The organism is Haloarcula rubripromontorii (genome assembly GCF_001280425.1).
Lineage (GTDB): Archaea > Halobacteriota > Halobacteria > Halobacteriales > Haloarculaceae > Haloarcula > Haloarcula rubripromontorii.
Map to the genome: position 1 here is coordinate 391,908 of NZ_LIUF01000001.1, position 18,430 is coordinate 410,337.

General features: G+C 63.7%; 21 protein-coding genes. 12 read left to right on the forward strand and 9 right to left on the reverse strand.

What is annotated here, in order from left to right:
- Window positions 1-21: 21 nt before the first annotated feature.
- A complete protein-coding gene (gene rnhB / locus AMS69_RS02010) occupies window positions 22-657 on the forward strand; it encodes a ribonuclease HII (protein ID WP_053966427.1) in 636 nt (211 codons plus the stop codon).
- Between the two features lie 488 nt (window positions 658-1,145).
- On the opposite strand, the gene AMS69_RS02015 is transcribed toward rnhB, so the two are convergent.
- The gene (locus AMS69_RS02015) at window positions 1,146-2,702 is read right to left on the reverse strand and encodes a preprotein translocase subunit SecD (protein WP_053966428.1); all 1,557 of its coding nucleotides are present in this window, start codon (window positions 2,700-2,702) and stop codon (window positions 1,146-1,148) included.
- Window positions 2,699-3,562, reverse strand: a complete 864-nt coding sequence (gene secF, locus AMS69_RS02020; protein ID WP_053966429.1) for a protein translocase subunit SecF — start codon at window positions 3,560-3,562, stop codon at window positions 2,699-2,701. Before secF ends, AMS69_RS02015 begins: the two co-directional genes overlap by 4 nt.
- 101 nt (window positions 3,563-3,663) lie before the next feature.
- Between secF and AMS69_RS02025 the strand changes: the two genes are divergently transcribed.
- The gene (locus AMS69_RS02025) at window positions 3,664-3,978 is read left to right on the forward strand and encodes a hypothetical protein (protein ID WP_053966430.1); all 315 of its coding nucleotides are present in this window, start codon (window positions 3,664-3,666) and stop codon (window positions 3,976-3,978) included.
- A 26-nt stretch (window positions 3,979-4,004) separates the two neighbouring features.
- Here AMS69_RS02025 and AMS69_RS02030 read toward each other — a convergent pair whose 3' ends face one another.
- Together AMS69_RS02030 and AMS69_RS02035 are read right to left on the reverse strand one after the other, a co-directional pair.
- Complete coding sequence (locus tag AMS69_RS02030) at window positions 4,005-4,472, reverse strand: DUF5812 family protein (RefSeq protein WP_053966431.1); 468 nt, start codon at window positions 4,470-4,472, stop codon at window positions 4,005-4,007.
- 95 nt (window positions 4,473-4,567) lie between these two features.
- The gene (locus AMS69_RS02035; RefSeq protein ID WP_053966432.1) at window positions 4,568-5,110 is read right to left on the reverse strand and encodes a hypothetical protein; all 543 of its coding nucleotides are present in this window, start codon (window positions 5,108-5,110) and stop codon (window positions 4,568-4,570) included.
- A gap of 126 nt (window positions 5,111-5,236) precedes the next feature.
- On the opposite strand from AMS69_RS02035, the gene AMS69_RS02040 reads away from it, so the two are divergent.
- The 3 genes from AMS69_RS02040 to AMS69_RS02050 are packed head-to-tail and all read left to right on the forward strand — an operon-like array spanning window position 5,237 to window position 7,916.
- Window positions 5,237-6,547, forward strand: a complete 1,311-nt coding sequence (locus AMS69_RS02040; RefSeq protein ID WP_053966433.1) for a hypothetical protein — start codon at window positions 5,237-5,239, stop codon at window positions 6,545-6,547.
- A gap of 23 nt (window positions 6,548-6,570) precedes the next feature.
- On the forward strand, window positions 6,571-7,713 hold the full coding sequence (locus AMS69_RS02045) for a CPBP family intramembrane glutamic endopeptidase (RefSeq protein ID WP_053966434.1): 1,143 nt from the start codon (window positions 6,571-6,573) through the stop codon (window positions 7,711-7,713).
- Between the two features lie 56 nt (window positions 7,714-7,769).
- Entirely contained in the window at window positions 7,770-7,916 is a 147-nt protein-coding gene (locus AMS69_RS02050; RefSeq protein WP_004518437.1) for a hypothetical protein, read from the forward strand.
- On the opposite strand, the gene AMS69_RS02055 is transcribed toward AMS69_RS02050, so the two are convergent.
- Window positions 7,913-8,371 (reverse strand): NOB1 family endonuclease, encoded by a 459-nt coding sequence (locus AMS69_RS02055; RefSeq protein ID WP_053966435.1) that lies wholly within the window; start codon window positions 8,369-8,371, stop codon window positions 7,913-7,915. The two genes, AMS69_RS02050 and AMS69_RS02055, sit on opposite strands and share 4 nt — an antisense overlap.
- The gene (locus AMS69_RS02060; protein WP_004518435.1) at window positions 8,372-8,611 is read right to left on the reverse strand and encodes a PRC-barrel domain-containing protein; all 240 of its coding nucleotides are present in this window, start codon (window positions 8,609-8,611) and stop codon (window positions 8,372-8,374) included. It abuts the gene before it with no gap.
- A gap of 186 nt (window positions 8,612-8,797) precedes the next feature.
- Here AMS69_RS02060 and AMS69_RS02065 point away from each other — a divergent pair, with 186 nt between their 5' ends.
- From AMS69_RS02065 to AMS69_RS02075, 3 genes are all read left to right on the forward strand, one after another.
- Window positions 8,798-9,340, forward strand: coding sequence for a plastocyanin/azurin family copper-binding protein (locus tag AMS69_RS02065; protein WP_053966436.1), 543 nt, complete (start codon window positions 8,798-8,800; stop codon window positions 9,338-9,340).
- A 94-nt stretch (window positions 9,341-9,434) separates the two neighbouring features.
- Window positions 9,435-11,240 carry a translation initiation factor IF-2 gene (infB, locus tag AMS69_RS02070; protein ID WP_053966437.1) on the forward strand — a complete coding sequence of 602 codons (1,806 nt, stop codon included), beginning with the start codon at window positions 9,435-9,437 and terminating at the stop codon, window positions 11,238-11,240.
- A gap of 70 nt (window positions 11,241-11,310) precedes the next feature.
- Window positions 11,311-11,505, forward strand: coding sequence for a hypothetical protein (locus AMS69_RS02075; RefSeq protein ID WP_053966438.1), 195 nt, complete (start codon window positions 11,311-11,313; stop codon window positions 11,503-11,505).
- Window positions 11,506-11,557: 52 nt separating this feature from the next.
- Here the strand turns inward: AMS69_RS02075 and AMS69_RS02080 are convergent, their stop codons facing one another.
- From AMS69_RS02080 to AMS69_RS02090, 3 genes are all read right to left on the reverse strand, one after another.
- Window positions 11,558-11,911 (reverse strand): DUF5811 family protein, encoded by a 354-nt coding sequence (locus AMS69_RS02080; RefSeq protein ID WP_053966439.1) that lies wholly within the window; start codon window positions 11,909-11,911, stop codon window positions 11,558-11,560.
- A gap of 83 nt (window positions 11,912-11,994) precedes the next feature.
- On the reverse strand, window positions 11,995-12,465 hold the full coding sequence (locus tag AMS69_RS02085) for a pyruvoyl-dependent arginine decarboxylase (protein WP_053966440.1): 471 nt from the start codon (window positions 12,463-12,465) through the stop codon (window positions 11,995-11,997).
- Between the two features lie 42 nt (window positions 12,466-12,507).
- Window positions 12,508-13,722 (reverse strand): outer membrane protein assembly factor BamB family protein, encoded by a 1,215-nt coding sequence (locus AMS69_RS02090; RefSeq protein ID WP_053966441.1) that lies wholly within the window; start codon window positions 13,720-13,722, stop codon window positions 12,508-12,510.
- A gap of 351 nt (window positions 13,723-14,073) precedes the next feature.
- Between AMS69_RS02090 and AMS69_RS02095 the strand changes: the two genes are divergently transcribed.
- Genes AMS69_RS02095 through AMS69_RS02110 form a run of 4 tightly spaced genes read left to right on the forward strand, consistent with a single transcriptional unit; the run spans window position 14,074 to window position 18,420 of the window.
- Window positions 14,074-15,399 (forward strand): sugar ABC transporter substrate-binding protein, encoded by a 1,326-nt coding sequence (locus AMS69_RS02095; protein WP_053966442.1) that lies wholly within the window; start codon window positions 14,074-14,076, stop codon window positions 15,397-15,399.
- Between the two features lie 28 nt (window positions 15,400-15,427).
- Entirely contained in the window at window positions 15,428-16,366 is a 939-nt protein-coding gene (locus AMS69_RS02100; RefSeq protein WP_053966443.1) for a carbohydrate ABC transporter permease, read from the forward strand.
- Entirely contained in the window at window positions 16,363-17,283 is a 921-nt protein-coding gene (locus AMS69_RS02105; RefSeq protein ID WP_053966444.1) for a carbohydrate ABC transporter permease, read from the forward strand. Before AMS69_RS02100 ends, AMS69_RS02105 begins: the two co-directional genes overlap by 4 nt.
- A 6-nt stretch (window positions 17,284-17,289) precedes the next feature.
- Window positions 17,290-18,420, forward strand: a complete 1,131-nt coding sequence (locus AMS69_RS02110; RefSeq protein WP_053966445.1) for an ABC transporter ATP-binding protein — start codon at window positions 17,290-17,292, stop codon at window positions 18,418-18,420.
- The last annotated feature ends 10 nt before the right edge of the window (window positions 18,421-18,430 follow it).

Consider the following 18,430-nt stretch of genomic DNA (forward strand, 5'->3'; position numbering starts at 1 on the left):
ACCGCCGTCGACGTGCCAGCCATGCGATTTGGCGTCGATGAGGCTGGGAAAGGGCCGGTTCTGGGGTCGATGTTCGCTGCTGCTGTCAAGGCCGACCCGGCAGTCCTACCTGACGGTGTCGGTGACTCGAAAGACATCAGACCGGAGCGACGCGAGCGGTTGGCCGAGGAGATCCGCGAGTTGGCAGACGCCGTCGGCGTCGCCGAGGTCCCGGTCGAACGTATCGACGCCGACGGCACGGACATGAACACGCTGACCGTCGACGCGCAGGCGGCGGCACTCTCGGAAGTGGCCCGAACCGGCCTGTCGGGGACGGTCGACGCCGGCGACACCGACGCGGCGCGGTTCGGCCGCCGGGTCGCGGACGCGGTCGAGGCTGATGTGACCGTGCGGGCAGAACACGGGGCCGACGAGACGGACCCAGTGGTCGGCGCGGCCTCCATCATTGCGAAGGTGGCCCGCGACACACACGTCGCGGAACTGGCCGAGGAGTACGGCGACGTGGGGTCTGGCTATCCCAGCGACCCGACGACGCGAGCCTTTCTCGCAGAGTACGTGGACCGCCACGGCGAGTTGCCGGGGTGTGCCCGCCGCTCGTGGTCGACGTGTGACGACGTGCTGGCGGCGGCGGAACAGGCGTCGCTGGGCGATTTCTGAACGAGAGACCCCGACAGAGGCGGTGTGGAGTCGGACGGGAGCTGTTTTCCACAGCCCGTACGGCCCTTCCAGCATGTGTCCGACTGTAGCCGGACTCTCACCGGCCTCGCCCGTTCGGGCTTTACCCGGGCTCGCACCGGGTTTTGTCGATGTGCTGGGTTCCCGAACGCCACTTACGTGACATCCGGTAGTTGGCCTTCGCACCGGTCCGGCCGGCCGGGCCGGCGGTGGGCTGGTTCGGTTCTCCTTCGGAGCGTTCACCTCGGAGTCGTGTGACGGACCGCTCGGTTGTTGCCCCCAACGCGTCCCGTTCCGTCCAGTGTGGACAGTCTGAGACCCGTCGTCCGATGGCTCCCCGCATCTGGCGGGATGTGTACATTGGAGCCGTGGGATAATAAGTCAATCTAAAAGAATTTGGTAATTCTTCACATGAAAATAGTTGGCACTGGACTACCAGAGACAGCAGCTAAAAGACGGGCCGCGAGCGGTCAGTCCTCGTCCAGCACGAGACTCCGAAGGATATCACCGTAGGCCGGCCGTGTCACGAGCACACCGATGAGGACGCCCACGATGGTAATGATGGCGAACCCGGAGAGGTCACCGAGCGAGAGGACCATCAGCGGGCTCATGGCGACGATGGTCGTCGCCGCGGCCGCGCCGATGACCCAGAACGCCTTGCGGAAGCGGCTCTGGAACACGCGCCCGGTCTCGACTTTCCCCTGCTGGAGAATCTCGTCGGCGATGATGATGAGGTCGTCCACCCCCGTCCCGATGACCGCGATGAACCCGGCCAGATGCGAGAGGTTCAGCGGATACTGGACGAAGGCGACGAACCCGAGGAGGATGAACACCTCCGACAGCGCCGTGACGATCATCGGCAGGGCGACCTCGGGCCGTCCGTACCGGAGATACACCACCAGGCTCACTGCGATGACGGCGAGAATGCCCGTCAGGAGGGAGCGCTGCTGGAACTCCTGAGCGAGCGCAGACGAAAGCGTCTGGCTTTCGGCGTTGTCAAAGTTGAGCGGAGCCGGCAGCCGGCCGGCCTTCAGCGCGAGCTCAAGCTCAGTCGCTTCAGACATATTGCCGGTCTGCATAATGAACTGCGGGTTGTTGACGAACTCACCGTTCTGGTAGGACTGGCCAAGTCCCGGGTCGACGCCGCCGACGAACACCGGCTCGCCGTTCAGCGTCGTCACCAGACAGTCCGCCTGCGAGTTCTGGAGGTTATCGTGGTCGTAATCCGAGCGCCGGCAGGTCGACCCGCTACCGAAGCCGGCCTCGACCATGTCGTTCGCGTAGCGCTCGGCCACACTCTGTTTGACCGTTACGGGAACGTGCGTTCCCTGCGTCTCGGTTCGCTGTGCCGACCCGATACCGGCGAAGTCACCCTGTGAGAGGACCTGCTCGCGGACGTACGAGCCGTTCTCGGTGTTGTCGTGGACGGCGTACACGCGGACGACGCCACGCTCTTCAAGCAGACCGATGAGTTCCTCGCGCCCTCTGTCCGGGGCCGTGACGCTGATGAAGCTCCGACCGCCCGGCGAACTGACTTGCTGCACGGAGCCCCCTGTTAACGCTGATTCGCGTAGTTTGTCGTTGATGACCGATACCATATTCTCCCGGGTTTCTCGTGTCACGCCGGGCCGCACCTCGTTCGGCTGGTACCCTTCTGCTTCGAGTGCAGACTCGACCTCCGAGGTGGTGACATTGTTCGAGAACACCTCGACGGTTTCGGTCCGATTCGAGACGCGCACGTCTATCGGGTCAAGGCCCAGACGGTCCGCCATAGATTGGGCAAGATCAGCTTCGTCAGCGGGCGCAACGTCGACCCCTTCAGCAGTGGCACCGACGATTGGGGCCTGAATGCGTGTGCCACCGCTGAGCTGAATGCCGTACTGGAGGTTCGTCGTCTGGTTGGCGGCCCCGGCCCCCTCAGTATCCGATGTCCCGGGCGGAACACCAGGGATGAATAGCGCGACAGCGCTGAGTAACAACAGTGAGACCAGCGCAACAACGCGCCAGTTCTCCTTGAGTGTACTCATCGTTTGACCCCCTCGTACTTGTACCAGCGAAGCAACGTGACGTTGAGCATGTAGGTGTTCATCAGGTCAGCAGCCAGTCCCACGACGAGAACGAACCCGATAGAGGCCATCAGTTCGATACCGAATATCGTCGCCGAAATCGCCATCACCGCCATTGCCGCCATCGAAGTCAGCGTCATCGTCACACCGGTCCGCATCGCGCGGTACGTCGACTCGTAGAACCCGCCGGACCGCCGGAGGACGTGGTTGTTCAGCAGAATATCTGAGTCGACGCTGTAACCGATGAGCATCAGCAGCGCGGCGACGGTTCCCAGGGAAAGCTTGATTCCCAGCAGGTTCATCACCGCGAGCGGGATGACAAGGTCGGAAAACGCCGAAAGGACAACCGCGATGCTCGGCACGATCGACCGGAACATCGCAAAGACAAGCAAGCTCATCCCGAGGAAGGCGACACCGATGCCGACGACCGCGAGCCGCTGGTTCTCCTGCCCGAATATCGGTGAGGTCGTTCCGCTACCGAGGAACTCCATCTGGTCGCTCGACCGCGCGGTTTCCTCGATAGGCTCCAGATTCGACGAATCGAACGTGATAATGTAGCGGTTCTCACCTTCGACCTGTTGGACAGAAACCACGGGCTCGTCGAACGTATTGTCCCTGAGTTCCGCCTGTGAGAGAGACGACTCGACGGTGAGTTCCGAACCGCCCGTGAAGTCGATGCTCGGAGAGACCGGCGCACCGGTGACCAGATACCAGCCACCGAGCACCGCAAGTGCCAGACCGAGCACTACCAGCGGAACCGCCACCAGTTGGCGGTTCGAGTACTGGGTGTAATCGACTTCCGGGACCTCGAACTCGAACATGACCGAACGATGTGAGACGGGCGCGAATAAGCCTTCTCAATCACTGCCGCTGACATCCAGCGTGGCCGTACATCTATGACAGTCTATCACGTATATCCGGTATGTCAGAGCGCGCCAGCAGGGTCGAACTCTCGTATCCAGCAGACCTCAGCGGATGGGGCCGCGACAAGATCGACGGCTCGCCGTTCCGTGCGTACCTTCGGAAGACACACGACACCGCCGCACCAGGGGACGTGTGGACGGAGTTCGTCGGCGTCGGTTGCTGTGGCGACACGCTGGACTTCCCGCTTCGGGTCGAATCCGTCGACGGCGGCACAGCAGTGACCGAAGACACCGAGTTCGTGTACACTGAGCGCGAGGCGTGTGGTGTTGCCGGCGGCTGGCAAGTCCAGAGCGCTGCCGGACCGACCGAATAAGAGGTGTGAGCGGCTGAGAGAACGCGTCAGTCCGGGAGGTAGCGCACGCTGACAACGCCGTCAGTCGTCCGGACTTCGACGCGGTCGACGCCGAGTCTGGCCGCTCGTGAGAGGGTGGCCTCGTCCTCGACGACATCTGCCGCAGCCTCGGCTGTCTCGTCGTCCGGAACCGTCAGAACGTGTACCTCGCCCTCGCCGGCGCGCTCGACTGTCGTTAGCTCGCCCGGTGCTTGGTCGGCCGCGATTTCGGTCGTCTGTGCCGTCGGCGCGAGGTCGACCGTCTCGACGGGAATTGTTCGCCGCTCAGCGACTTCGGTGAGGGTGTACGTGACTTCCATCGGCGGCTCCGGTTCGACTGTCCCCTCGACTACTTCGCCGGCTTCGATACCGGGATTACCCGACAGTGTCAGCACCTGTGAGTCCGCGACGTTCCGAAGCGTCGCCGACGCGTCGTCAGCGTTTGTGACAAGAAATGTTCCTTCGATTGCTGTCATAGACATGGATTCGTGACGGGCGTTCTTGCCCGTTTCGACCCGGGAATGGACTGTCGGGTCATCTCAGGGGAGCGGGCGGCTGTAGGCCTGCGGGACTACTTCAATAGCCGATGGGTCAGATAAATCCCCAGCGTCGCGAGCAGCGGGGGGACGACGCCGGCAATCGGCGGCAGCGAGTAGAAGAACCCGACGACGGCGCTCTGTGTCGGTTCGCGAAGCTCCGCCGGAGCGGAGGTCAACAGTGCGAGGTATATCGACCCGATGAACAGGAACGCGGCGAGGGCGAGGGCGCGGTCGTAGGCGACCGAGGACCCCGTCCGTCGGTGGCGGCGCGCGACAGAGAGCACCGGGGCCAGCAGCGGCGCGACCAACAACAGTCCAACGAACAGGAAGAAGCTCCGGGAGAAAGTGAATGTCCCGCCGCGGACACTCCCGGTCTCGGCGAGTTGCGTTATCAGTCCAAAGGTGAACACGAGCGTAATCGCCACGGACAGCAACAGTGCGACTGGGACGTACGCTTTGAACAGCAGCGAGTCGCTGGCACGGAACGCGTACGGGAACGCGCCGGGGAGCCCGTTGTACGGTTCGGGCCGGTCGTCGTCGGCTGTGACGGACTGCTCTGCCGTCGCGTCTGTCATACCTGTTGGTTAGGCGAGCGCGTGGTTAAGCGCGGTGTTGTCCGACCAGCGGTGACTGCGGCTCCGCGTCCGCTGCCTGCCGTGCCGTCCGGGAGTTGTTTGTACCCGCCCGTCGACACGCCCAGTATGCACGTCGATATCGGAGCCGCGCTTGCCAGTGCCGCCGACCCGGGCGTCGAGCGAGCGACGCTAGAAGATCTAGACGAGCGGGTGGCGGCGGCCCACGAGCGAATCGAACAGGGGCGAAACGACGATGAGTTCGGCTACGCGTCGCTGAACCTCCCCGACGCGACCGACGCACAGACCATCCGCAATGCCGTCGACCCGGTCGCCGACGCCGAATCTGTCATCACCGTCGGCATCGGTGGCTCAGCGCTAGGGGCGAAAACAATCACGGAGGCGCTAGCCGAGGACCCGGACAGCCACGTCGTGCTGGATAACGTCGACCCGGAGCACGTCCGGCGGACGCTCGACGGCCTTTCGCTTGCCGACACCGCGATCAACGTCGTTTCGCGGTCGGGAACGACGGCGGAGACGCTGGCGAACTTCCTCGTCGTCCGCGAGGCCTACGAGGACCGCGGCGTCGACTGGACCGAGCGCATCGTCGTCACGACGGGCGAGTCCGGGCCGCTCCGGGCACTCGCCGACCAGCACGACCTGCCGACGCTGCCGGTCCCGGAGGGCGTTCCGGGCCGGTTCAGCGCGCTCTCGTCGGTCGGGCTCGTCCCGCCGGCTATCCTCGGCATCGACATCGAGGGACTGCTTACCGGCGGCCGGGCAGCGGCCGACGACCTCGCACCGTCGCTGTACGACTCGCCGGCCTACGCCTACGGCGCGATGGCCTATGCACTCGAAGAAGAAGGTGCGATAGTCAACGCTGTTATGCCCTACGCCGAGCGGCTGGAGTCCTTCGGCGAGTGGTTCGCACAGCTCTGGGCTGAGAGCCTGGGCAAGGACGGGCGAGGCCAGACACCGGCGCGGGCGCTTGGCGCGACCGACCAGCACTCCCAGCTCCAGCTGTATCGCGCTGGCCACCGGGACAAAGTCGTCACGTTCGTCCGTCCCCGGGAGCGTGCCGACGTGCCGATTCCCGAACCGGACCACGAGGACCTGTCGTATCTCGCTGGAACCGATCTCGGCGGCCTCATCGACGCCGAGTACGAGGCGACGGTGGCGAGCCTGCCGGCGGCTGACCGACCGGCACTGGAAGTGGAGATCGACCGCCTCGACGCCGAGAACCTCGGCGAACTGCTGTACGCGATGGAGGCCGCCTGCGTCCTCGTCGGCGAACTCGCGGATGTTGAGACGTTCACCCAGCCGGCCGTCGAGTGGGGCAAAAACGCCACGCGGGCGCTCATCCGCGGCGAAGACACCGAGGAGACGGCGGTCATCGACGACCGCGAACGGCTACGGATCGGCGAAACGGAGTCCCTTTAGGCCGGCGCAACAGACTGCCGACAATGGACGACACTGCCGCGAACTGGGGTGTGCTCGCTGCTGGCCTCGGTCTCGTCGTACTCGTCGCCACAGAAACCGGCGTCGTCGGCTGGATGACACCGGCGACGGCTATCGGCCCAGTCACCGCCCGACAGGTCGCTGTCGCCGGCTTCGTCGTCGCCGCGCTCGTCTTCTCACTTGTCCGTCACGGCGCACTCGGCCGCAGACAGGGCGGTCTGGGCGCGACAGGCGCGAGCGTCGTCGCAACCCTCGCGACGCTCATCGCGTTCTTCGGGCCAGAATTCCGTACTGGCGTCGAGGCCACCGTCGGCATCGCCGTGTACCTCACAGTGCTGGCCGGCGGCGTGACGATTGCGCTGGGCTGGGCGCTTTCGACCGGCGTGCCGAACAACCGACTGTACACGGTCGCCAGAGCGCTCTCGGTCGCAACGGGAATCGGACTGGCCGGCTTCCTCGTGGGTACGGTGTTCGCCCAGTTCGTCGTTCTCGGGGCCGCGGCGGGAGGGCTGGTCAGCGCCGCGGCGCTAGAAGGCGGGACTGTCACCGGACCCACGTACATCACGCTCACTGTCGGCATCGGCGTCGGCTTCGTCGGGTTCGGGGCGGCCGTCGCCAGCCGGCTAGACCGAACCTGGGCCGACCTTGACCTCCGTCGCCCCGGCCTCCGCGACATCGGCTACAGCGTCGGCGGCGTCGTCGTCCTTATGCTCGCGCTGTTTGGCTTCAGTTACCTCATTCAGGCGCTCGGGCTGGAAGCCGCTCGGAGCAGCGTCGAGGAGTTGGCCCGCGAGGACCCGTCGTTCCTGCTCGTGATGGTCCCGCTGGCGTTTCTCACTATCGCGCCAAGTGAGGAGTTTATTTACCGAAATCTCATCCAGAAGTATCTCTACGACGATTTCGGTGATCTGCAGGCGATTGTACTCACAAGTGCTGTTTTCGGCGTCGTTCACTTCGGACAGTACAGTACTGGGACGCCGACACAGACCGTCCTCTCGTTGCTGCTGGTGTTCGTCCTGTCGACACTGCTGGGCCTGAGCTACCTCAAGACCGAGAACCTGCTCGTGCCTATCTTTATTCACGGGGCGTTTAACGCTATCCAGTTTCTCACTTTGTACATCGAAATTACAGGAAATCCAGCAATCTGAGCCGTCTGACTGCTGTCTGACGGGTGTTTATGCGACATACCGTTGTAAGCGATGGCATGGCTCGGCGGTTCACCATCGTCTGTGATGACGACCAAGCGCGGATTATCGAAACGCTTGCGCGACGCTACAGCATCACAGAGGAGGAAGTACTTTCGCAGCTGGTCGAGCTCGGACTCGAAGCCCGGGATGAACAGACCGTCTAAGCCGGGTTCTTCCGCGATAGTGAGCTGCCACAGATGGGACAGCGGTCGCGATTCTCGTCGAACTCACGGCCGCAGCCGGCACACTGGAACAGCCACTCCCGCTGTTCGGATATCCCTTCGCGGGCGATGACTTCAACCGCCACGTCGAGTTTCTCCGCGACGTTTTGCATCGCGTAATCGTCGGTGACGAGTCGGCTGTCGAGTTCGAACGCGGCCGCGATCAGCCGGATATCGGTCTCCGAGAGCTCCGCCAGATCACCGGTCTCACCGGCGGCGCGCTCGATGCGCTCGACGGTGTTGTCCTCGGGAATGTGAAGGTGCATCCCCGAGCCTTCGAGGGCGTCGAAGCGATAGGCAGCCTCGTCTTCCAGTTCCTCTCTGACGAGCGGAATCGTCGCTATCTGCTCGTCGGTGTGGTACTCGTTGATAAATGCCGAGGAATCGAGAACGTACATCTACCGTTTGACAATCATGTGGTCTTTCACCGCCTTGACCCGCTCAACCGGGACAAGCAGGCGGCCCTGGTCACTGTACTCGAAGTTCGTGTTGCGGAGCGACTCCGCGGGGTCGATAACGAGGTTGTGTAGCGCGCCCGAGGAGAAGTCCATCGTGATGTTGTAGAGACTGCCGATTTCCGCGCCGTCAGTCCCCATCACGTCTTTGCCCGACAGGTTTTCCGCAAGTATCGCGGCCATACCCCCTTGTTCCGAACGAGGTTACATAAACGCCACGGGGATGTCCGACAGGTGAGCAGGGCATCGTAACTGTTGCCGAGAGCTGACGCGTCGGCAGCTGACAGAGTCACTGAGAAACACCGGCGACAACGGAGGTCAGAACAGTCACAGCAGCAGCCCTAAGCGACAGGCACCCCACAAATACGCATGGACCAGAACAGGCGTCAGTTTCTCGGCGCGCTCACAGCCGTCGTTACCGGGACTATCGCGGGCTGCAGTGGTGGCGACAGCGAAGATCCGTCACCAACGGAGACAGCCACCGCTACGCAGGTACCGACCCGTACTGCGACGGCAACATCGGCTGATTCGGTTACGACACCGACGGAGACCGCCACTCCAACGGACACACTGACTGAGACGGAGACACCAACTGCCACACCGACACCGACCGAGACGCCGGTCGACGCCGACCAGGAAGTCGCCGTCGCGCCGGGCGATTTCGTCTTCGACCCGGAAACCTTCGAAATCCCGGTCGGAAGCACCGTGCTGTGGGTCTGGGAGGGCGGCGGCCACAACGTCAAACCGACCGCGACGCCGGAAGATAGCGACTGGTCCGGGACGCCCGGCGATGGGACATATTCCAGCGGTTACCAGTACGCCCACACCTTCGCGGTCCCCGGCGAGTACGAGTACCACTGTGTCCCCCACCAGAGCCTCGGGATGACGGGGTCGTTCACTGTAACAGAGTAACGCCCGCTTAGCCCGACGTTCGGTCGCGCGCGTCTGATGACGACGAACTTAACTGCCACCGACGACTCGGTTCTGACAACTTCTGGAGCCATCTATGTCTGACACGGACCCCACCACAGCCACCGACGACACCCTGCGGACGCCCATCGTCGCCGTTCTGGGCCACGTCGACCACGGGAAGACGAGCCTGCTCGACAAGATCCGCGGTTCGGCCGTCACCGCCGGCGAATCGGGCGCGATCACACAGCACATCGGCGCAACAGCCGTCCCGCTGGACGTGATTTCCGAGATCGCCGGTGATCTGGTCGACCCGACGGACTTCGACCTGCCCGGCCTGCTGTTCATCGACACGCCAGGCCACCACTCCTTCTCGACGCTTCGCTCCCGTGGTGGCGCACTCGCCGATATCGCCATCCTGGTCGTCGACGTCAACGACGGCTTCCAGCCCCAGACGCTGGAGGCCATCGACATCCTCAAGCGAACCCAGACGCCGTTCATTGTCGCCGCGAACAAGATTGACACCGTCCCCGGCTGGAACCCCAACGAGGGCCAACCGGTCCAGCAGACGATGGACGCCCAGTCCGACCGCGTCCAGTCAGACCTGAACGAGAAACTGTACGAGATTATCGGCGAACTCTCGGACAACGGCTTCTCCGCAGATATGTACTGGCGGGTCCAGAACTTCCAGGCCAACATCGGCGTCGTGCCGGTGTCGGCTGAAACCAGTGAGGGCATCCCCGACCTGCTGACGGTGATGATGGGGCTGTCCCAGCGGTACATGAAAGAAGAGATGGAGATCGACACCACCGGCCCCGGTGTCGGGACCGTCCTCGAAGTGAAAGACACCCAGGGATTTGGAACGACGCTCGACGCCATCATCTACGACGGGACCATCCGCAACGACGACACCATCGTCGTCGGCGGACTCCAGGGACCAATTGTCACTGATGTGCGCGCCCTGCTCCGTCCGCGCCCGCTCGAAGAGATTCGGACCGAACAGGAGTTCGAACAGGTCGAGCAGGTCGCGGCCGCCGACGGTGTCAAGATCGCCGCGCCGGACCTCGACGACGCGATGGCCGGCGCGCCGATCCGCGTCATCCGCGACCGCGACCGCAGCGAGGTCATCGCCGAGGTGGAGCAAGAACTCGCCGAGATCGAGGTCACGACACAGGAAGAAGGGGTCGTCATCAAGGCCGACACGCTCGGCTCGCTGGAAGCCCTCTCCAGCACGCTCGAAGAGGAGGAGATTCCGGTCATGCGCGCCGAGGTCGGCGCAGTGGCACCACGAGACGTGCGGGTCGCCGAGACAGCCGGCGAACCGACGAACCAGGCGATTCTGGCGTTCAGCGTCGAGGTGCTCGACGATGCCCGGGACCTCGCCGAGCAGGAGGACGTGGAACTGTTCGAAGACGACGTCATCTACCAGCTCGTCGAGTCCTACGACGACCACGTCACCGCCATCGAGGAGGCCCAGCAAGAGCAGATTCTGGAGAACATCACTCGTCCCGCGAAGTTCCGGATTCTGCAAGACCACACCTTCCGCCAGTCCGACCCCGCTGTCGTCGGCGTCGAAATCCTCTCCGGTGAACTCCGGCGGAATGTCAACGTCGTCAGATGGGACAACGGCGAGGCAAACCGCGTCGGGACCCTCAAGACGATTCAGGACGAGGGCGAAGATGTCGATTCGGCCCGCGCCGGCGAGCGCATGGCCGTCTCGATTCAGGGGCCGACCGTCGGCCGCCAGATAGAGGAAGGCGACGACCTCTGGGTCGAAATCCCCGAAAAGCACGCGAAGATTCTCGAACAGGAACTCAAGGAGGATATCTCCGTCGACGAACGCGAGGCGCTGTCGATGTATCTGGAGAAACACCGGAACCGCGACCCCTTCTGGGGGAAGTAAGCGGTACTCAGTGCGCCGTTTGCGCGAGTAATAATATTTAATTAGGGGGAGTGTCTCTGTACAGACACGAATGCCTGGGTCCCCGTCGATGCCCGACCTCGTGCTTGCCAGCATCGCCCTCTCGATGCTGCTGGCGTCGCTCGGCGCAGTCGTCACCTCGATCAGCTTCGTGACTGCGCTGAGTGCCGGCAGTCTCCCGGCGACCGGCTCCATCGGCTATGCGCTTTTTTATAATCCACCAGTCGCCAGCGGCGGTCGCGCCTGATATCGGCGACGACATGTCACCGTGACCGTGCTGCAGAAAACTGAGAGCGGCGCTACTGTGCTGTCGGCGACGTGTCGTCGCCCATCACTTGCTTGACCTGCAGTGCGGCGGAGGCGGCGATGCCCTGGGCGAGGTCGTCGCGCTCGGCGTCGGAGATGCTCGCGCTTTCCGGGTCCTCGGGCGTGTAGTCGGCGCTGACGACCGACCCGACCGGGGGCTGGACCGCGATTGTGGCCCGCGGGCCCGTCGTGCTGTTGCTGATTTCGGAGCCGACGACGAACTCACCGGGCAGGAGTTCGCGGGTCCGGGCGGCGACACTCGAGAGGTCCCGACGGAGTTCCTCGCGCTGTTCCGCCGTCAGCGTTACTTCTTCCGGTTCCCCACCAAACGACGTATTGCCGTACATGAACGTTCTCTGTCTCTATGCGGGGGAAGACTAAAAACCCAGGGTCCAGCACAGGTCTGGCCGGCACCGTCGGAACACGCGGCTCACATCACCGGGTGGCTCTCGCCGTAGGTGGCGAGCACGACGGCACTGGCGTATTCGGCGTCGTCGGACGCCGACTCGACGTAGACGTTCTCCTCGACGAACTCCCAGTCACGGAGGTCCCGGCCGGCGGCTAACCCCTCGCGGATTTCCGTCCGGACCGCGTCCTCGCTGGTGCCGTCGACCTCGTAGAAGATGCCCGGGCCGTCCTCGCTCCGGGCCCAGCCGATGCCCGCCGCACCGCGTTCACCCGGTGCGACGGTCGCCGAAGACTGGACGACCTCCAGCGCCTCGCCGGGCGGTCCCAGATCCGGTGCTGACCCAGTCACCTCGATAGTCGGCTCTGCAGGGATGACAGAGGACAGCGAGATGAGGTTGTAGTTGTGGACGCCCGCCTCGGCGAGTGCTGCGTCGTACGCGGCCAGCGCGGTCGGGCCGGTCGCAGTCCCCCACACGACCCGAATGGTACTCATAGGCGACAGTCGACGGTCCGCGGGGTAAGGGGTTTCGCTTCGCTACGCCGGGACGAGTCTGTAGCACATCCCCGGGCGGTCCGGGTCGCCCTCGACGGCACGCTCCGCGTAGTAGATGCCATCAGCGGTCACCAGCGGCGCACTCGTCACGTGCCCGCGGCTCTCGACGGCCCAGGACACCGTCCCCGAGTCCCTGTCTAGCGCGTACAGTCGCCCGTCGTAGGACCCGACGAGGACGTGCTCGCGGGTGGCGACGGTGCTCCCGATAATCCACCCGCCGGTGTCGTACCGCCACTGCTCCGCGCCGCTGTCGAGGTCGATTGCGTACACCCGGTCGTCGTGGCTGCCGACGTAGACGGTGCCGTCGTGGACTGCCGGCGCGCACATCACGTCGGCGTCGGCCTCGAAGGTCCACAGTTCCGAGCCGTCGGTCACATCGACGGCGGTAACGGTCGCTGCCCACGACGGGACGATAGCGGTCCCGTCAGCGACGGCGACAGGGGCTTTGACATCGCCGCCAGTGTCGTACCGCCAGACCCGTTCGAGGGCTGGAAACGACCACGCGTAGCAGTAGCCGTCGTTGGAGCCAAACAGCAAGCGACCGTGTTCGCGGTCCAGCGCCACCGTCGAGTGTGGGTGGTCGGTCGGCCGACTGTCGCGCCACTGCACGTCCCCGGTCGCGGCGTTGACGGCGACGACGCTCCCGCTCGGTGCGGCGTGTTCGACAGCGACGTACAGCGACCCGTTGTAGTATGTCGGACTCGCGCCGATAGCATCACCCAGCTCCGTCCGCCAGCGCCGCCGTCCGGTTTCGAGGTCCAGCGCCGACAGCGCGCCGTCGTAGGCGCCAATGTAGACGGTGTCGTTGGCGATGGCCGGCGTGCCGTGGCTTCCACGCGTTGCCTGCGTGACCGTCGTCGCCCACTGGACCCCGCCGTCCGGTGCGATGGCCCGCACGCGGCCGGTGTCATCGGCCAGAATCAGGTCACCAGTCGGAGCCAGCGCGGGGCTGCCTTTCGCGGCGGTGTGGTCCCCGCGGTTGGTCGGCAACTCCCAGGCCCGCTCGACGGCACCGGGGACTGAAATGTCCTGATACCCCTGGTTCAGGGGCCCCTGCCGGAACTGCGCAGCAGCGTGTTCGTCAAGCGCCGTCGATGCGAGCGGATTGAACTGTGACTGGCACCCCGCAATCGACCCGGCCGTCGTCGCCGCGAGCGTCCCCAGAAACGCCCGCCGCGTCCGTGCGCGCTCTGTCACGGACGCCGATACCGGGCGGGGTGGCTTAAATCGGGCGGGCCGCGAGGAGGCCCGGCCGTCGTCGACGAACCGGGGGACGGGAAGCCGACCCGACCTGGTTCCGGCGGCTGCACGTTTCGGTGAACGAATCGCTCAAAACATGCGCGTATTCAGATTCGTGAGTGAAATCAATCATACAGAACAGTCTGTAAAAATATATAAATATACCTATACTAAAGAATTTACTCTCTGAAACTCTTTCTCAGATACTCAAAAGCTATTTTATAGGCTTATTTTACTAATTACGAGTTTTCTTTTCATATTTGTTTACCCCCATGATTTATAATCTATGGCTGTTACGTGAGCGATTGCATGCAGAAGAATTCAAAACGCACTCGTCGAACGTTCATCAAAAGCGCCGGCGTCATCGGGACAGCGGCACTCGCCGGCTGCAGTGGCGGCTCCGATTCGAGCACGGAGGACGGCTCCGGCGGCGAAAGTTCGGACGGGGCCACGACCGGCACCGGCTCGGAGACGATGGCGGACGAAATCGTGTTCTACAACGCCGGGTCGCTGGAGTTCGACCCCGGAACGGAAGCCAACATCGAGCGGTTCGAGGAGGAGACCGGCATCTCCGTGGAGGTCAACGAGGTCCCCTGGAGCAACCTCAAGACCAGCCTGACGACCATCTGGCGGAATCAGGACAGCACTGTCGACGCGTTCAACGGACCGACCTGGTGGCTGGCGGACTTCGTCAGCTCCGACTGGCTCGAACCGCTCGGCCTCGGCAGCGACCACATGGGGAAGTTCCCCAGTTCGCTGACCGACCTCGTCCAGTTCGACGGCCAGACCTACATGGCCCCCGAGTTCGGGAAGTGGGGCAGCTACCTCTACGACCAGCAGTACCTGAACGAGCAGGGCTTCGACGCGCCGCCGGACACCTGGGACGAGGTGCTGAGCCAGGGCGAGCAGCTCTCACAGGGCGATAAGTCCGGGTTCGCGTTCACGTGGTCCGGCAAGTCCGTGTTCAGTTTCAAGCAGTTCCTTTACCAGGCCGGCGGCCAGCTGTTCAACGACAGCTACGAACCCGTGTTCGTCGAGGAGGGGACCGAAGTGCTGGAGTTCTTCAACGGGCTCCGCGAGCGTGGCATCATCCCGGACGGGATGTCCAGCCTCGGCGAGGGCGGCATCGGCGACAACTTCATCGCCGGCCAGTACGCGACCGTCGAGTCCTGGACACCGCTCGGGTCACGCGCCATCGACGAGTGGGAAGAGGGTCGCATCGGCAGCGCCAAGCCGCCGAAAGGGCCGGAGAGCCGCGCGACCTTCCAGGACACGAACGGTATCAGCGTCTCGGCGTTCTCCGAACGGAAGGACGCGGCCAAGGAGTTCGCCCGGTTCATGACGACCCGCGCGTCCTCCAAGAACAACATGCTCGTCGAGGGGAACCCGGCCGTCGTCCCGGAAGTGTACGAGGACGACGAGGTGCAAAGCGAGTACCCGTCCTGGCTGCTCGAGGACATGCGGTTCAACCTCGAAAACGCACAGAGCGAGACCTACATGGCACAGCCGCAGGTCGACGACTACCTGAACGAACAGCTCACGCCGGCGCTGCTCGGGAACAAGGACCCCGAGGCGGCACTCAACGACGCCTACAGCAACATCGAGCGCCTCTACCAGGACATCGGCCTGCTCTGAACGGCGCGGTCCAGGATTTATATACAATATGTCAATCGAAAAGAGCCCGTTGCGTCGCAAACTCGACAAACTGTTCGTCCCGCTGACCGTCGGGCCGACACTGCTGTGGATCGCCGCGATAATCGTCTATCCGACAGCGAAGTTGCTCTTCAGTAGCTTCCAGTTCCGGAACCCGGTGACAAACGAGATGGAGTTCGTCGGCCTGCGGAACTTCCGGCGGCTGATTTTCGCGCGCGAGGGGGGCCAGGCCGCCCTCGGCGTGTTCAACCCCAGTTTCGTCTCGATTACGACGAACACGGCCATCTACGTCGGTTTCAGCGTCTCCATCTCGTTCCTGCTGGGGCTGGGCATCGCGCTGTTGCTCGACAAGGACCTGAAAGGCCGGGGCTGGTTCCGAACGGCGGTCATCGTCCCGTGGATTCTCCCGTACGTGATGAGCGGGCTGATGTGGCGCTGGATGTTCCAGTCCGACTTCGGCGCGATAAACGGGGCGCTCCAGCGACTCGGTATCATCTCCGGGAACATCCCGTTTCTCTCCGACGGCGCGCTCGCCATGGTGGCGCTCATCATCGCCGACGTCTGGGTGTTTACCCCCTTCATCATCATCATCCTGCTCGCGGGCCTGCAGAACGTCCCCGAGCAACTGTACGACGCCGCCGAGGTCGACGGTGCGAGCCGCTGGTCGCGGTTCTGGAACGTCACGTACCCGTTCCTGAAACCGTCGATACTGGTGGCGCTGACCATCCGCATCATCTTCGACATCCGGGCACTGGACCTGGTCTGGGTGATGACCCAGGGCGGCCCCGGGAAGTCGACTGAAGTGTGGGCCTCCTGGCTGTACCGGACCGCACAGGTGTTCAACGAACCCGGGTCCGGTGCCGCACTCGGAGTCGTCCTGCTGGCCGTGACCTTCGCCATCGTGGCCAGTCTGTACAAGATATTCGGCGAGTCACCCTACCAAGCATGAGTACGAAGAAATCACCGCTCAACCGACTGCGCCGGTCGCTGGGACTGGAGACACAGAACGAGTGGCCGTCCGTCGCCCGAGAGCGACTGCTGGCCTACGGACTGCTTGCCGTGTACGTCCTGGTCATCTGGTTCCCGATTTACTACATCTTCATCACGAGCCTCAAGCCGTCGAGCGAGGTGCTCTCGCTTCCGATTACGTTCCTCCCGCAGGACCCGACGGCACAGAACTACGTGGACATCTTCACGAACCGACCGTTCGACAACTACACGATAAACAGCATGATCGTCGCGACGACGACGACGCTCATCTGTATCACCCTGGGGACAGTCACCGGGTACAGCTTCTCCCGTTTCGACTTCATGGGGAACAAGTCGCTGCTGTTGTCGATTGTCGGCGCGCGGATGATTCCCCCCATCGCGCTCATCGTCCCGTTCTTCCAGATAATGTCGAACCCGCCGCTCGTCGGTGGGTTCACCGGAAGTCTGTACGACACGCGGCTGGCGCTCATCCTCACGTACACGTTCTTCAACCTCCCGTTTGCCGTCTGGATAATGAAAAACTACTTCGACGGCATCCCGGAATCGCTGGACGAACAGGCTCGCATCGACGGCTGTTCCCGCTGGGAGGCGTTCGTCAAGATTATTCTGCCGATGGCGAAGCCGGGCATCGCGGCCACCGCCATCCTCGCCTTTATTTTCTCGTGGAACGAGTTCGTCTTCGCGCTCGTTCTCACGTCCTCGGAGCAGGCCCAGACGCTACCGATAGCCGTCTCGCTGTTCGTGGCTGACGACTTCGTCGACTGGGCACACCTCGCAGCCGGCGGGATGATCGCCGCGTTACCCGGCATCCTGTTTGGCCTGTTCTTCCAGCAGTACATCGTGAGCGGACTCACACAAGGAGCAGTCAAGGAGTAACTAACTATGGCACACGTAGAACTCACCGACCTCGTAAAGCAATTCGACGACGTCACCGCAGTCGACGGCATCTCACTCAACATCCCCGACGAGAGCTTCACCGTCCTCGTCGGCCCGTCCGGATGTGGCAAGACCACGACCCTGCGTCTCATCGCGGGGCTCGAACGGGCGACCGACGGTGAAATCCGCATCGGCGAGAACGTCGTCAACGACGCACGCGCATACGAGCGCGACATCGCGATGGTGTTCCAGAACTACGCGCTGTACCCGCACAAGACGGTGCGGGACAACATGCGGTTCGGGCTGGAACAACACGACACGGCCGAGGACATCATCACCGAGCGGGTCCAGGAAACCGCGGAACTGCTACAGATAGAGGAGCTCCTGGACCGGCGACCGTCAGAACTGTCCGGCGGCCAGCAACAGCGGGTGGCGCTGGGCCGGGCTATCGTCCGCGACCCGGCGGTGTTCCTGATGGACGAGCCGCTGTCGAACCTAGACGCGAAGCTCCGGGTCCAGATGCGCGCCGAACTGAACAAACTGCACGAGGAGCTGTCGACGACGACCGTCTACGTCACCCACGACCAGGTCGAGGCGATGACGCTGGCCGACCAGATAGCGGTCATGGACAACGGGCAGATACAGCAGGTCGGGGAACCGACCCATGTGTACTCGAACCCGCGGAACATGTTCGTCGCCGGCTTCCTCGGCTCGCCGAGCATGAACTTCCTCGAAGGGACTCTCGAAGAGTCCAGCGCCGGCAAGTTCGAACTGGACCTCGGCGGCGCGACGCACAACGTCCCCGACGAGTTCACCGACGCGCTCGAACCGTACCTCGGCGACCGGGTGACACTCGGCATCCGTCCGGAGAACATCGCGCTCAATCAGGACGGCGTGCCGGCGAACGTCCACCCGGCGGCGGTGGAAGTCGTCGAACCCCAGGGCGAGAAGACCGTGCTCGAACTCGAACTCGACACCGGCCAGAGTATCAAGGCCGCTGTCGACCCGGACACGACCGTCGAGATGGGCGACGCGGTGAACCTCCGGTTCGACAGGGACTCGCTCCAGTACTTCGACCCTGCCACCGGCGAATCGCTGACCTACGATTCGAAGGTCGAGCGACAGGCGACCGTCTAACGATGGCGAC

What these genes read in the sequence shown, in the direction of transcription:
- AMS69_RS02030 (WP_053966431.1), bottom strand. Translation starts at nt 4,472, where the DNA reads ATGACAGCAATCGAAGGAACATTTCTTGTCACAAACGCTGACGACGCG.
- AMS69_RS02060 (WP_004518435.1), bottom strand. Translation starts at nt 8,611, where the DNA reads ATGGCCGCGATACTTGCGGAAAACCTGTCGGGCAAAGACGTGATGGGG.
- AMS69_RS02050 (WP_004518437.1), top strand. Translation starts at nt 7,770, where the DNA reads ATGGCTCGGCGGTTCACCATCGTCTGTGATGACGACCAAGCGCGGATT.
- AMS69_RS02035 (WP_053966432.1), bottom strand. Translation starts at nt 5,110, where the DNA reads ATGACAGACGCGACGGCAGAGCAGTCCGTCACAGCCGACGACGACCGG.
- rnhB (WP_053966427.1), top strand. Translation starts at nt 22, where the DNA reads ATGCGATTTGGCGTCGATGAGGCTGGGAAAGGGCCGGTTCTGGGGTCG.
- AMS69_RS02045 (WP_053966434.1), top strand. Translation starts at nt 6,571, where the DNA reads ATGGACGACACTGCCGCGAACTGGGGTGTGCTCGCTGCTGGCCTCGGT.
- AMS69_RS02080 (WP_053966439.1), bottom strand. Translation starts at nt 11,911, where the DNA reads ATGTACGGCAATACGTCGTTTGGTGGGGAACCGGAAGAAGTAACGCTG.
- AMS69_RS02055 (WP_053966435.1), bottom strand. Translation starts at nt 8,371, where the DNA reads ATGTACGTTCTCGATTCCTCGGCATTTATCAACGAGTACCACACCGAC.
- secF (WP_053966429.1), bottom strand. Translation starts at nt 3,562, where the DNA reads ATGTTCGAGTTCGAGGTCCCGGAAGTCGATTACACCCAGTACTCGAAC.
- AMS69_RS02095 (WP_053966442.1), top strand. Translation starts at nt 14,074, where the DNA reads ATGCAGAAGAATTCAAAACGCACTCGTCGAACGTTCATCAAAAGCGCC.
- AMS69_RS02075 (WP_053966438.1), top strand. Translation starts at nt 11,311, where the DNA reads ATGCCTGGGTCCCCGTCGATGCCCGACCTCGTGCTTGCCAGCATCGCC.
- AMS69_RS02100 (WP_053966443.1), top strand. Translation starts at nt 15,428, where the DNA reads ATGTCAATCGAAAAGAGCCCGTTGCGTCGCAAACTCGACAAACTGTTC.
- AMS69_RS02110 (WP_053966445.1), top strand. Translation starts at nt 17,290, where the DNA reads ATGGCACACGTAGAACTCACCGACCTCGTAAAGCAATTCGACGACGTC.
- AMS69_RS02105 (WP_053966444.1), top strand. Translation starts at nt 16,363, where the DNA reads ATGAGTACGAAGAAATCACCGCTCAACCGACTGCGCCGGTCGCTGGGA.
- AMS69_RS02085 (WP_053966440.1), bottom strand. Translation starts at nt 12,465, where the DNA reads ATGAGTACCATTCGGGTCGTGTGGGGGACTGCGACCGGCCCGACCGCG.
- AMS69_RS02065 (WP_053966436.1), top strand. Translation starts at nt 8,798, where the DNA reads ATGGACCAGAACAGGCGTCAGTTTCTCGGCGCGCTCACAGCCGTCGTT.
- AMS69_RS02025 (WP_053966430.1), top strand. Translation starts at nt 3,664, where the DNA reads ATGTCAGAGCGCGCCAGCAGGGTCGAACTCTCGTATCCAGCAGACCTC.
- infB (WP_053966437.1), top strand. Translation starts at nt 9,435, where the DNA reads ATGTCTGACACGGACCCCACCACAGCCACCGACGACACCCTGCGGACG.
- AMS69_RS02040 (WP_053966433.1), top strand. Translation starts at nt 5,237, where the DNA reads ATGCACGTCGATATCGGAGCCGCGCTTGCCAGTGCCGCCGACCCGGGC.
- AMS69_RS02015 (WP_053966428.1), bottom strand. Translation starts at nt 2,702, where the DNA reads ATGAGTACACTCAAGGAGAACTGGCGCGTTGTTGCGCTGGTCTCACTG.